The sequence below is a fragment of the Mesorhizobium terrae genome (assembly GCF_008727715.1).
Taxonomy (GTDB): Bacteria; Pseudomonadota; Alphaproteobacteria; order Rhizobiales; family Rhizobiaceae; genus Mesorhizobium; species Mesorhizobium terrae.
In genome coordinates this window covers 158,234-171,404 of record NZ_CP044217.1, presented here as the reverse complement: position 1 = coordinate 171,404, position 13,171 = coordinate 158,234, and the positions used below count along the sequence as shown (strand labels likewise).

Here is a 13,171-nt window from a genome sequence, read left to right as displayed (position 1 = left end):
GTCTCTCATGCAAGGATGATGAATATAAATTTCTCATATCCGTGGACCGGCTTCAATCATGCTTCGGCCTGAAAACACGGAGATGCTCATGCCAGTCGACACAGTCTTTGCAGCCGAATTGCCCTGGCCCGACTACGACGCCCGGGTCCGCGACGGCTCCGTTCCGATTTTCATCCCCATCGGCTCGATGGAGCAGCATGGATGCCATATGCCGATGCATGTGGACGTGCTGCTGCCGACGGAGTTCGCCCGCCGCATCGCCAAGGCAGTCGGGGCGCTGGTCGCCCCGCCTTTCACGTATGGCTACAAGTCGCACCAGAAGTCCGGCGGAGGCAACCATCTGCCCGGCACCACCAGTCTCGACGGCGCGACGCTGGTGGCGGCGCTGCGCGACGTCATCAAGGAGTTCGCCCGCCACGGCGCGCGCAAGATCTGCCTGCTCAACGGACATTTCGAGAACTCATGGTTCATCGTGGAAGGCATCGATCTTGCCCTGCGGGAACTGCGCTGGAGCGGCATCGACGACGTCAAGGTCGTCGTGCTCTCCTACTGGGACTTCGTGGACAAGGCGACGATCGCGAAACTTTATCCCGATGGCTTCCCGGGCTGGGAAATCGAGCATGGCGGCGTGCTGGAAACATCCCTGATGCTGGCGCTCTATCCGCAGCTGGTCGACCTTGAACGCGCGATCGACCACGCGCCGGCGACATTCCCGCCCTATGACGTCTATCCGCCGAAACCGGAATGGACGCCGCGCAGCGGCACGCTGTCGTCCCCGAAGCAGGCGTCTAAGGAAAAGGGCGAGATCCTTCTCGACGTATGCGTGGGCGGTATCGTCGAAGCGCTAAGGAACGAGTTCTGATACCTGGCGGGAAAGACCGCGAACGACAGCAGAAGGGCCGCGACGCGGCCCTTTCTTCATTGCGGGGCTTGCTCGCGCTTCAGAACGGACGTGGCGGCGGCGGCCATTTTCCGTCTTCTTCGTCGGCACCCTGGCCGGATCGGGGAGGCGGCGCACCGAAACGCAGCCTGACCCAGCCCATAAGGTCGCTCAGCAGTCCGTAGACCGGAGTGGCATAGGAGACGGACCGGCCATTGCGGTCCGTCACCCTTGTCGGGCAATCGAAGGGAAGATAGGGCGCCATTTCAGTTGCCCACGATGTTGTGTTCCGGCCCGAAGGGGAACCCGGTGATGTTCTCGGCGCTGTCTTCCTTGACGATCAGGATGTCGTGCTCGCGATAGCCGCCGGCGCCGGGCGTGCCTTCCGGCAGCATCACCATCGGCTCCATGGACACGACCATGCCCGGCTTCAGCTCGGTCTCGATGTCCTCGCGCAGTTCCACGCCGGCCTCACGGCCGTAGTAATGGCAAAGCACGCCGAACGAGTGGCCGTAGCCGAACGAGCGATATTTGAGCAGGTCCCACTGCCGGTACATGTCGTTGAGCTCGATGGCGATATCCTTGCAGCGGGCGCCCGGCTTGATCAGTTCCAGCCCGCGACGATGAACCGCCACGTTCTTTTCCCAGATGTCCAGGCTGGCGTCGTCGACGTGATCGCAGAACAGCGTCCGTTCCAGCGCCGTGTAGTAGCCGAAGATCATCGGGAACGTGTTGAGCGAGAGGATGTCGCCCGATTGCACGACGCGGTTGGTGACCGGATTGTGCGCGCCGTCGGTGTTGATCCCCGACTGGAACCAGGTCCAGGTGTCCATCAGCTCGACGAAAGGATGCGACTTGGCGATCTCCCGAATCATCGCGTTTGTGGTGGCGATCGCCACCTCGTGTTCCGGCACGCCGGCCTTGACCGCGGCCACGCAGGCCGCGCCGCCCACGTCGCAGATGCGCGCCCCCTCGCGAATGACATTCTGCTCCTCGAGCGACTTGATCGTGCGCATCCACATCGACGGCTGGCCGACATCGACGAATTCGACGCCCGGCAGGGCTTCCTCGAGCTGCCGGCGGAAATCGAGCGACACATGGTCGAATTCGATGCCGATGCGCTTAGCGCCCGCAGTCAGTTGCCGAATGGCACGGTAGAAATTGTCGCGGCGCCAGTCGGTATAGGTGATGTTGTCACCGAAGCTGCGGCGCCACGGCTGGCCGCCGTCGATGCCGGCCGAAATCGTCGTCGCCTTGGTATGGTCGATGACCATCCCGTACTTTCGGCCAAAATAGCAGTAAAGCCAGCCGGAGTAGTAGTTGATGCAATGATAGGAAGTGAAAAGCGCCGCGTCGACCTTGTTGTCGGCCATCCACCTGCGCACGTCCTCCTGCCGGCGCTTCATCTCGGCATCTGAAAACGGCGAGTATTCTTTGTCGCCGTTGTGCCATTTTATCACATGCAACATGTCGTCGGTCATTTCGCTCCTCCATATGCGCGATTGGATGGCGCGACGTTACAGACGGCTTTTTTATGAGAAAAATTTATTCACCTGATGCTGCCATTTTGCCTGCTTATGGCAAGCCGAACCGTCTGCCGGGCTGATGGTTTGCTGGCGGCGTTGCGAGAAGGCCTGACATGGCGGGCGCCGGCGCGCGGCAATCTTCTCAATCGAGCCGATCGCCCGTAAAGGCGTATATCCCGCACCCGGCAAGAACGAGGACGCCAAAGAACAGAAACACCATGGCGTGGGGAGCGGCCGGGGCCGCCGGATTGCCCGTCATCCCGTACAGCCAACCACTCGCGATCTGCGCGAGCCCCGCACCGCCCATCGCGACGAAGTTGAGAAAGGTGACGCCACGCCCCGCCAGATGATGCGGAAAGAAGCTGCGGCCATACGCGATCATCAGGGGATAGGAAGAGCCGAAGAAGCCGATGGCGCAGAGCAGGGCCACGGCAAGGCCGAGCCCGGCCGACGGCCAGGCCCAGAGGCCGAGGAGGGCCGCCGCGAGCGCGAGGTTGCCGCCGAGCAGCGCCCCCTTGCGGGTACCGAGCATCCTGTCCAGCGGCCCGTAGACAAAGCTTCCGGCGATCATCGCTATGCCCATTGCGAGGCTCACGTTGCCGATCCCCACCGCATCGAGACCGAAAGCATCTGCCAGATAGGGGCCGACCCACAGCCCGCGAATGCCCGCAACCGGGGCATAGTGAACGAAGGTCAGCGGGACGAGGAGCAATATGGCCGGCGTCCTCAGCAGGGCGAAGAACCCTCCATTGTTCTCTCCTGACATTGCCGCGCGTTCCGGATCATGCACGAAGGCGACGATCGCGAGCGTGGTCAGCGTCGTGCCGGCCGCCAGTGCCCACAGGCAGGCACGCCATCCGAAAACGCTTGCCGCCCAGGCCATCGGGGTAGCGGCGGCGAGATTGCCGATCGAGCTGACGCCCATCAGCAGGCCTGTCAGGCTCGCAAATAGAGCCGGCGGGTAGATGCGGGCGAAAATGTAGAGTGAAACCATGAGGGCCGGTGCGCAGCCGGCTCCGATCAAGGCCATCGCCACCGTCACTGTCGCCGGGCCTTGTGCCAGGGCGAAGACGGCAGCGCCGATCGCAGCCAGTATGAGCCCGCTGGAGGTGCGGCGCGGACCGAGATAGTCGAGCGCATAGCCGACCGGGAGCTGAAGTGCCGCGAAGGCGGCCAGCCAGACTCCGGTGGCGAACGCCAGGTCATTGGCGTGAGCTCCGATCTCGGTTTGGAGCACTGGCGCCAGCACGGCGAGAAAAGCGCGGAAAAACTGACTGAGCACATAGGCAACGGCTAGCGCGATGAAACCGGCGCGCATGGCTCAACGCGCTTCCGCTTGGGACGACCAGGCGACACGCAGGCTCGACCTTCCGCGCAACTCGCACCAGCAAACAGGCGTCGGCAACAACGCGCTAGTCTTCGGTATTGGCGCGACGCCTATCCCATTTCCTCGATCGGGAGCATGGGGCTGTTTTCTTCCCACCCTGTCAATGATCCAAGTGCCGAATAGATCATCCGCCCCCATCTCGACATTGGTCAGCCCAATGAACATGCGAGATAGATTGGATTCCGCCATGGTTCTTGAAAGAAATCTGCATCCCTTAGTCAACCGTAAACAATTGCAAGCCTCTACGACTTCCATGCTTGCTGGGCCTGAGCGGTGCGCCATTCGATATGCAACAACAAGGAGGTTAGAACCTGGAGTAAATTTCTTGCTTGGTCTGTCGAACGTGTACAGTTGAAGCGTATCGCTATCGCCTTTTGGGACGCTTACCGCCGATGATGACGCATAAAGCGATTCTCGAGTGCTCGCACTAATGCAACCAGGATCAAATTGGTGACCAGATAAAGCGCGCCAGCAATCGCGAAAACCTCCAGCACCGCATAGGTCTGGCTCATCAGGCGTTTGGCGTATCCCGTCACTTCCAGCACAGTTATGGTCGACGCGAGGCTTGTGCCCTTTACCAACAGCACTACTTCATTCCCGTAGGCGGGTAGCGCTTGGTGGATGGCAAGTGGAAATTCGATGCGGCGAGACCGCAGAACCCGCGACATGCCGCAGGCTTGGGCGGCCTCGACGAGCCCGTGAGGCACCGACATTAAGCCGCCGCGCAGGATCTCGGATGTATAAGCCGCAGTGTTAAGTGCCAGCGCCATCACCGCACAACGCGCGCCGTCACTGACCACCCACCACAGCACAGCATTTTCCTTCACGAAGGAGAACTGACCTAGACCGTAGTAGAATAGGAATATCTGGACCAGAAGCGGTGTTCCGCGGAAGACATTGCTATAGTATTTGGCAAAACCGGAAACGAAACGGTTAGTTGATACGCGCATAACCGCCAACAACAGGCCAAGACTAAAACCGATCAGCATCGAGAATAGTGTCAGCTGCGCGGTAACGCGTAGCCCCTTCAGGAGAACCGGGACCGCTTCGCGGATCAGGTCGAAGTCCATGCGCCTACTTTCTTTCGCGTAACCTCAGGCCGCGTTCGGCCCGGTCGATGCCGAACTGACTGACAAGCGTGATTGCGAGATAGACCACCGCCGCGATCAGATAGAAGATAAAGGGATGGCGCGTGGTGCCGGAACCGATAAACGCCGTGCGCATCAATTCCTGCAAGCCGACCACCGAAACAAGAGCGGTATCCTTGATGGTGGTTTGCCAAACGTTGTTCAGGCCCGGAAAAGCGATGCGTAGCATCTGCGGCGCGATGATGCGCCGGAAAATTCGCGAACCCGGCAGGCCGAGTTCTCGGGCGGCCTCGACATGACCGTGAGGTACGGCTTCCAGCGCACCGCGCACGACTTCCGTTGAGTAAGCCCCCGAGATCGCGCCGATGGCTACCACCGCTATGATGAAAGCGTAACCGGCGTCTGCCAGACCCGCGTAGCCAAATGCGGTAGCGACCTTGGTGACGAACTCGACCGAAGAGAAAAACAACAGATAGATGATGAGTAGTTCCGGCACCCCGCGCACTAAAGCCGTATAACCGTCGACGAGATAGGTCAGCGGGCGGATGCGCCCCCATTTGACGAGGCCACAGACGATGCCGACGATGACCCCGCCAAGCATGGCTGTCACCGCCACCGCAATCGTAACGGCAGCACCACGAAGGATAGCGCCAACCCAACCGCCTTCCCAGACCTGCCAAAGACCGAAATCCATCGGGTGTACCTATGGTGATTTCTGGGAGGCGGAGCCGCTCGTTCCGCGGCTCCGCCTGCTTCGATATGGCGCCCGCAAGCCGTGCGGGCATCGAAGCTTCACTGGCAGGGGCGGGAAATATCCATCTTGAACCATTTCTCGCTGGACTTACCGACCGAGCCGTCCGCGACCAGCTCACACAGGGCCTTGTTGATCTTGGCCTTGAGTTCGGTGTTGTCCTTGGCGATGCCAACGCCTACGCCTTCGCCGAGCGTCGGATCGACCGTGCTGAGAATTTTCACGTCGACTAGCTGAAAATTCTTTCCGTCCGGCTTGGCGAGGAAGTCCTGCAGAGCCGACACGTCAGCGAATGCAGTATCGATGCGCCCCGTCGCGAGATCGATCTGCATCTGGTCGAGCGTGTCATAGGTCTTGATGTCCGCATCCGGCACTTTCTTTTCCAGGAAGTGCGCATGTGTCGTTCCCGCCTGCACGCCGACCTTCTTGCCGTCGAGCGCTTTCAGAAGCGTGTCGTAGTCGGTGATGGCGGCCAGGTCCGACCCTTTCGGCGCGACGAACATGTTGGCCAGTTCCGCATAGCCGACGGAGAAATCGATCTCCTTCCTGCGGTCCTCGGTGATCGACATGCCCGAGATGATGACGTCGAAGCGCTTGGCCTTGAGCGCCGGGATCAGGCCGTCGAAAGCCTGCACCACGAAGCGGCATTTCACCGCCAGCTTTTCGCACAACAGGTTGCCGACGTCGGCGTCGAAGCCGGTCACGTTGCCTGCAGCATCGGCCATGCTCCAGGGTGGATAGGCCCCTTCGGTGCCGATTGCCAGCTCGCCCTCCGCCGCCGACGCATGTCCCACGCCGGCGGCAAGCGCGACAAAGAGAGAAAGGATCTTCAGTTTCATCTTCGTGTTCCCCTTTATGGATGGTTGTTTCGCATCGGGCCGTTTCCCAAGACGATTCTCAGCGCCTTTCCTTGTCAGAGCGTGCGGGCCAGGAACTGGCGCAGACGCTCGGACCGTGGATTGGCGAACAGCTCCGCCGGAGCCCCCTCCTCCTCCACCTTGCCGCGATGGAGAAAGAGGATCTTGTGCGACACCTCGCGCGCAAACTGCATCTCGTGCGTCACCAGGATCATGGTGTTGCCGTCATCCGCGAGCTGGCGGATGACGCGCAGCACCTCGCCCACCAGCTCGGGATCGAGCGCTGAGGTCGGCTCGTCGAACAGGATGACCTTGGGACGCATCGCCAGCGTCCGCGCGATCGCCGCGCGCTGCTGCTGGCCGCCCGAAAGCTGGCCGGGATACTGGCCGTGCTTTTCCGAAAGGCCGACCTTTTTCAGCAGCGCGTGCGCACGCTCGACGGCCTCGTCGCGGCGTTCCTTCAAGACGTGTACGGGCGCCTCGACGATGTTTTCTAGCACCGTCATGTGCGGCCACAGATTGAAGCTCTGGAACACCATGCCGACGCGCGCGCGGATGCGCTCGACCTGGCGCATGTCGGCCGGGACCGAGCGCCCCTCGCCGGCCGGCTTCATGCAGATCTCTTCGCCGTCGACGAAGACACGGCCGCCGTTGGGTTGTTCGAGCAGGTTGATGCAGCGCAAGAACGTGCTCTTGCCCGAACCTGAGGAGCCGATCATCGACACCACCTCGCCGGGCTGCGCGGCGAGACTGACGCCGCTCAACACTTCGAGATTGCCGAAACTCTTGTGCAGGTCGTCCACCTCGACGGCCGGCCTTGCCGGCGCGGGCGCGGGCTCGACGGGAGGCAGTGTCTCTACCTCGGCGCCGGCCGCCACCAATTTGAGCACCGGGCCTTTGCGCGAGGGACTGCCCCCACTTTTCAGGTCGGCGAGCGCGCGGTCGAAATAGCGCAGGCTCGTCGCCAGGCAGTTGCCTTGCCAATCTGCGTCCTCAGGGATGAAAGCCGAGCGCAGCGTGCTTTTTATGCGCCCGCCGAGCGGCGAACCCACCGTTCCGGCCAGATGCAACCAGTTGTCTGCGATCACGGCCTCCAGCACGGCCTCGCCCTTCAGCGTGCCGCATTCCACCACCAGCGGCAACACGCGTGCTTGCGGCATCGCCTTGCGCACGGCGTCCGAAACATAGCCGGTGGCGGTGGCGGCGATGCCGGTATCGGTCGTGGCATCCCTTCCCGTCAGCACCGTCGCCAGCGCCGGGCCGAACACGGATTGCCCCCAGGCGATACCGGCATGGTCTGCTTCCGCCACCGTGAGCAGCGCCGGATAGCCGTAAGGCCCCGCGCCGGTGTGGAGATCGAAAACGATCGCCTGCCGGGCATGGCCGGCGAATGTCGTCAGGATTTCGCGCAACGTGCGGTTCGACCAGGTCGGCCCGTCGCCGCCGTAGTAGAGGCCATCGGGGAACTCGTACTGCCCGGCTTCGACAATCTGCGCGATGACCGCGTGCGCGCCCAACGCCTTTCTTGCCGCCGCGAAAGCTTCGTCGGCGCGATCCCGTTCCGGACCTTCCCATTCGCGCCACACAAGCGCCTCATGCAAGGCCGCGTATTTCTCGTTACGGGGCGGAGCGGCTTCCCAGTCGATGAAATTGCGGTTCAGATCGACATTGTCCTCGTTGACCCGCCGCGACCAGGCCGTGCCCCATGGATTGATGAGATGTATGGTCAGCACCGCCGTGTCTTCCGGCAGCCGCCATGGATGGTTCTGCGCCGCCCACGCCGTCTGGCAGGCCGAGCCGAACTGGCCCTCGATGCCGTGGGTTCCAGAAATCAGGACGAGCAGCTTTGGCGCATCGCGGCGGCCGAGCAGCGCCACGTCGGTCGCCAATTTCTCGCCGTCCGGCCCGTGCAGCGGATGCGGATATTCGAAGAGTTCGGCGTTGGCGCGCCGCGCGGCGGTTTGGAAATTCCGCCGCAGGTCGGCAAAGCCGAGTGAATAGGAGGGCGCGGAGGCTGGTTCACGCATGGCGAGGCCCTCCTGCATGCCGGTTGAAAGGAGTGTCGCTCTTCGATGCCGTTTTGACCGCACTGTCCACGTCAACGCTTCCGTTCTCTGGGTTTCGCCTGGAGTTCGCATCTGTACTGGGCTTTGCGACGGTCACAGGTCCAAGACGACGGCTCCTTTCGGCTTCGAGCAGCACAGCAGCACCTCGCCCTCGGCGAGCTCGTCGAGCGGCTCTTCGAAATAGGCGACCTCCCCGGCCACCAGATGCGACTTGCAGGTGCCGCAGATGCCGGCCCGGCAGCTGAATTCGGGTGAGAGGCCGAGGTCTTCGGCGAAAGCCAGAAGCGAGTCCGCCTTCCCGTCCCATACGGCCTTGATGCCCGACTTGCGGAACTCGACGGCCACATTGTCACCGTCAGCCTGCGGCGCCGTTTCGACGGGAGGCGCAACCGGGATCGGACGGGGCTCCGCCTCGAGTATCGTGGCCGGGCCGAAGAACTCATAGGCGATGCGCTGCCTGGCCACGCCGAGATCGCGCAGGATACCGTACAGCGCCTGCATGAACGGCGGCGGCCCGCACAGATAGAAATCGTAGTCGTCGAGCGGCAAAAGCTTTTGAAGCAGGTCCCGCGCGATCACGCCCTGCGAATGGTGTGGGTTCGAAGTCGCATCCCGTCCGGTCGGAAAGCGATAGCAGAAATGCGCGATGATCCCCGGCCGGGACGCGGCAAGTCCTTCCACTTCCTCGCGCAGCGCATGAACATCGCCATTGTCGCAGGCGTGGATGAAGAAGACGCGGCGCTCGCCGGCGGCGAGCGCATGCAGCATGGAGACGAGCGGGGTCAGGCCGACGCCGCCGCTTAGGAGCACGACCGGCCGGTCGCTCTCGCAATCCAGCACGAAATCGCCGCGTGGACCGTCCGCGACAAGCACGTCGCCGACGGCGACGCTATCGTGCAGGTGGCACGAACTCACGCCATCCGGCAGGCCGGCAGCGGGAGCTGCCTCGCGCTTGACAGTGATGCGGTAACGATCGGCAAGTCCGGGCGCGCACGAGACGCTATAATTGCGCAGCACCATGCCGCCATCGGGCGTCGGTATGCGAAAAACGAGGAACTGGCCCGGCTGGAAATCGCGCCAGCCGTCCGCATCGGCGGGCTCGAGGTGAAAGGAGGTGATGGTGCTGCTCTCGCGTTTTTTGGCGACCACTCTCAGCTCGCGGAAGCCGCTCGCGCGCATGGTTGCGGGGGCGGCGAAGGCGTTCATTCGGCGGCCGCCAGATGCAGGCCCTCGGCCTCGATCAGCTTGTCCAGGTTGCGGCGGAAGCGCAGCGGCCCGACATCGATCTTGAGATCAAGGTTGGGCGTGCGCTTGTTGGCCATGCCCTTCTGCACGGCGTTGAGCACCACCCGGTCCTCGTCGAAGGCACCGCGCACCGATTTGGCGAACTGCTGCGAAACCTCCGCGTCGTCCGGCGCGAAATTACGCATCTGGAACCAGTAGTATTTGGTGTGCTCGGCATCGACCGGCGTCATGAAGTTGTAGCTGTCCATGAGGAACACGTCCTCGTGGTAGGGTTTGCCCTCGCCGCCGGTGCCGGCCGGCACGAAGATCGCCTTGATGATGGCGTTGCTCGGATAGCGCACCTCGTAGTGCTGCTTGCGATCGCAATTGCCCTTGAACTTGAGGAAGGGCGCATAGAAGGGCGACGGCGCCTGGTCGATCATCCAGCGCCAGACGATGACGCCGTCCTCGCCAATGGTGGTCTGCAACGGCACGTCCTCCATCGCCTTCACGCCGCCGAAGGAGGTCTGGTGCACCCAGGACACATGCGAGGGATCGAGCAGGTTGTCGCTCATATAGAGGTAGTTGCAGTCGAGCGTCATCGACTCGCCGCGATTGACGCCCCAGGCCGGATCACCCCAGTGCTCGACCTGGAAGATCTTCGCCGGATCGGCCTTCTCGGCCTCGCCCAACCAAATCCACAAAAGGCCGTAGCGCTCGACCAGCGGATAGCTCTGCACGCGCGCCACATGGGGAATCTTCTCAGCGCCCGGAACCCGCGTGCAGGTGCCGGTGCAGTCGAAGGTCAGGCCATGGTAGCCGCATTCGACGTCGTCGCCCTTGATGCGCCCCATGGAGAGCGGCAGCTTGCGGTGTGGACAGGCATCTTCCAGGGCGGCGGCGGCGCCGTCGGTCTTGCGGTAAAGGACGATGTCCTCTCCCAATATCCTGAACGGCTTCAGGTCTCGGCCGACCTCATGATCCCACGCTGCGACATACCAGCAATTCCTGAGAAACATGACACCCGACCTCCCTGGATTTTCATCTTGGTGAGGCGAAGCTAGCTCGAGGAGTCTTGCGCAAAAAGGGCTTGCGCCTGCGTTCTATTTTAGAAAAACTAAAACAGACGATGGGTGCCCTCAGATGAAACCGCCTCAGCTACGTGCCATAGAAGCATTCGAAGCCTTCGGGCGACATGGCAGCGTCACGGCCGCGGCGAACGAGCTTGGCGTGTCGCCCGGAGCAGTTAGCCAGAAGATTCGAAAGGCAGAAGAAGCGCTCGGCGTTCAACTCCTTGAGCGTCGCGGCCGGACCGTTGCTCTAACTTCATGGGGACGGGTCTATCATACCGCGATATCAGGAAGTTTCGATCGCATCCGTAACGCCGGGGAGTTGTTGGAGAGGGCTCGGGTTGAAAGCGCCCTCACCGTCTCCTGCCTTCCTTCGCTTGCCAGCAATGGCGCCACAGTTGTTCGACTGGCAAGCACATCACGTGGGCGCAACCGTACGGTTGATTGGCTCGGAGCCCGAGACACGCTTCGGCGACGAACAGGTGGACTTCCGCATTTCCTACGGCACAAAAAGCCGCGACTACGACCACTATGTTGAACTGTTTACCGACTGGGTAGTGCCAGCCTGCTCGCCAGCGCTGCTGACGAGACACCCGTTGCGTAGGCCAGCAGATATCCTTGAATGTCCGCTACTCGCGATCGAGTGGGCCAGCGACCATCGCTCGCCCCCAACCTGGACCGAATGGGCAATAAGCATCGGCCGGAAATACGACAAAAAGTCCGGCGAAGTGGCTTTTTCGCTATCGAGCGCGGCAATTGATGCTGCCGTCAACGGTCGCGGCTTCGTGCTCGCACAGTTCTCGATGGCCAGAGACGATATTGCATCGGGCCGACTAGTGATCCCGTTCAAACTCGCGCTGCGGTTGCCACATCCGTATTTCCTAGCATGGGACCGATCGGCGTTGCAAAAGCCGTTCGCGCCGGAATTGCGAACGTGGATCATCGCGTCGGCGACCGGACAAGAGAGTAACGTTCGGGAACTCCTTGAGGTCGCACCTCCATAATGAGGACGATGACGAGAACTGGGCACACAGACGACATAGCGGCCATAGGTGATGTTGATTTCCGCCGAGAGGTGGCTCACTTCAAGTTCAGCTACAGCCGTGCCTTCATTGTGCGGGCCTATCCGCTGCAGACGCACGAGATGCTGTTCGACGCCCACAACCACGCCTTCCGGGCGGCGTTCCCCGGCGCGGGATTTACGACAACATGCGCACGGCGGTCGACAGGATCGGGCGCGGCAAGGAGCGGCAGGTCAATGCTCGCTTCTCGGCCATGGCCAGCCATTATCTATTCGAGGCCGAGCTCTGCAATCCGGCCTCGGGCTGGGAGAAGGGACAGGTCGAGAAGAACGTCCAGGATGCGCGCCACCGGCTATGGCAGCCAATGCCGCGCGTTCCATCGCTGGAGGCCCTGAACGACTGGCTGGAGCAGCGGTGTCGGGAACTGTGGCAACAGATTCCCCATGGGCTCAGGCCGGGAACGATCGAAGACACCCGGGTCGAGGAAGCCCGCTGCCTGATGCCGATGCCACGCCTCTTCGACGGCTTCGTCGAATACACCAAGCGGGTCTCTCCGACCTGCCTGATCCATCTGGAGCGCAACCGCTACAGCGTGCCGGCGTCCTTCGCCAACCGGCCAGTCAGCCTCAGGGTCTATCCGGAACGGATCGTGGTTGCTGCGGAGGGGCAGATCGTATGCGAGCACCACCGCATCATCGAGCGGTCGCATGACGGCCCCGGTCGCACCGTCTACGACTGGCGTCACTATCTGGCGGTCATCCAGCGCAAGCCCGGTGCTCTGCGCAACGGCGCTCCCTTCACTGAACTCCCCGAAGCCTTCAAACGGCTGCAGCAGCACCTGCTCAGGAAGCCCGGCGGCGACCGCGAGATGGTCGAGATTCTGTCGCTCGTCCTGCAACATGACGAGCAGGTCGTGCTGACGGCCGTGGAGACGGCGTTGCAGGGCGGCGTTCCGACCAAGGTCCACATCCTCAATCTCCTGCAGGCTGGTTGACGGCAAGCCGATCGAGACGCCGATCGTGGATGCGCCGCAGGCGCTGAGCCTCGCCAAGGAGCAGGCCAATATCGAGCGCTACGACGCGCTGCGCCAGACCCGGGAGGTGCGTCATGCGTCATGATCCCGCAAGTGCCGCCCTCGTGATCATGCTCAGAAGCCTCAAGATGCACGGCATGGCGCAAGCCGTCGCCGAGCTTACCGAACAGGCTTCTCCCGCCTTCGAGGGTGCCATCCCCATCCTGTCGCAACTGTTGGGGGTCGGAACAAGAACTGCTCAGAATCGGACGCTAAGGTCGAACGGAT

General features: G+C 62.3%; 10 protein-coding genes and 3 pseudogenes. 4 read left to right on the top strand and 9 right to left on the bottom strand.

Annotated elements, in window-relative coordinates; genetic code table 11:
- The first annotated feature begins 88 nt into the window (after positions 1 to 88).
- Positions 89 to 862, top strand: a complete 774-nt coding sequence (locus FZF13_RS00875; protein WP_065996716.1) for a creatininase — start codon at positions 89 to 91, stop codon at positions 860 to 862.
- 79 nt (positions 863 to 941) lie between these two features.
- On the opposite strand, the gene FZF13_RS00870 is transcribed toward FZF13_RS00875, so the two are convergent.
- The 9 genes from FZF13_RS00870 to FZF13_RS00830 form a co-directional block, all read right to left on the bottom strand.
- Complete coding sequence (locus FZF13_RS00870) at positions 942 to 1,145, bottom strand: hypothetical protein (RefSeq protein ID WP_065996687.1); 204 nt, start codon at positions 1,143 to 1,145, stop codon at positions 942 to 944.
- Between the two features lies 1 nt (position 1,146).
- Entirely contained in the window at positions 1,147 to 2,361 is a 1,215-nt protein-coding gene (locus tag FZF13_RS00865; protein ID WP_065996686.1) for a M24 family metallopeptidase, read from the bottom strand.
- A gap of 187 nt (positions 2,362 to 2,548) precedes the next feature.
- Positions 2,549 to 3,724 carry an MFS transporter gene (locus tag FZF13_RS00860; RefSeq protein ID WP_065996685.1) on the bottom strand — a complete coding sequence of 392 codons (1,176 nt, stop codon included), beginning with the start codon at positions 3,722 to 3,724 and terminating at the stop codon, positions 2,549 to 2,551.
- Between the two features lie 452 nt (positions 3,725 to 4,176).
- Entirely contained in the window at positions 4,177 to 4,863 is a 687-nt protein-coding gene (locus tag FZF13_RS00855) for an ABC transporter permease (RefSeq protein WP_065996684.1), read from the bottom strand.
- A gap of 4 nt (positions 4,864 to 4,867) precedes the next feature.
- Positions 4,868 to 5,575 (bottom strand): ABC transporter permease, encoded by a 708-nt coding sequence (locus FZF13_RS00850; protein ID WP_065996683.1) that lies wholly within the window; start codon positions 5,573 to 5,575, stop codon positions 4,868 to 4,870.
- Positions 5,576 to 5,673: 98 nt separating this feature from the next.
- Entirely contained in the window at positions 5,674 to 6,471 is a 798-nt protein-coding gene (locus FZF13_RS00845; protein WP_065996682.1) for a transporter substrate-binding domain-containing protein, read from the bottom strand.
- Positions 6,472 to 6,545: 74 nt separating this feature from the next.
- On the bottom strand, positions 6,546 to 8,516 hold the full coding sequence (locus FZF13_RS29395; RefSeq protein WP_083237616.1) for a DUF2817 domain-containing protein: 1,971 nt from the start codon (positions 8,514 to 8,516) through the stop codon (positions 6,546 to 6,548).
- 132 nt (positions 8,517 to 8,648) lie between these two features.
- Positions 8,649 to 9,761 (bottom strand): 2Fe-2S iron-sulfur cluster-binding protein, encoded by a 1,113-nt coding sequence (locus FZF13_RS00835; RefSeq protein ID WP_083237608.1) that lies wholly within the window; start codon positions 9,759 to 9,761, stop codon positions 8,649 to 8,651.
- Positions 9,758 to 10,798, bottom strand: a complete 1,041-nt coding sequence (locus FZF13_RS00830) for an aromatic ring-hydroxylating dioxygenase subunit alpha (RefSeq protein WP_065996681.1) — start codon at positions 10,796 to 10,798, stop codon at positions 9,758 to 9,760. The genes FZF13_RS00835 and FZF13_RS00830 overlap by 4 nt, the downstream gene beginning before the upstream one ends.
- 124 nt (positions 10,799 to 10,922) lie before the next feature.
- Here FZF13_RS00830 and FZF13_RS00825 point away from each other — a divergent pair.
- The 3 pseudogenes from FZF13_RS00825 to FZF13_RS00815 form a co-directional block, all read left to right on the top strand.
- Positions 10,923 to 11,853 (top strand): annotated as a pseudogene (locus FZF13_RS00825) (LysR family transcriptional regulator).
- A 26-nt stretch (positions 11,854 to 11,879) separates the two neighbouring features.
- Positions 11,880 to 12,989: pseudogene (gene istA / locus FZF13_RS00820) on the top strand (IS21 family transposase); the annotation flags it as partial.
- Positions 12,979 to 13,155 (top strand): annotated as a pseudogene (locus FZF13_RS00815) (ATP-binding protein); the annotation flags it as partial. The pseudogenes istA and FZF13_RS00815, both read left to right, overlap by 11 nt.
- Positions 13,156 to 13,171 lie beyond the last annotated feature (16 nt).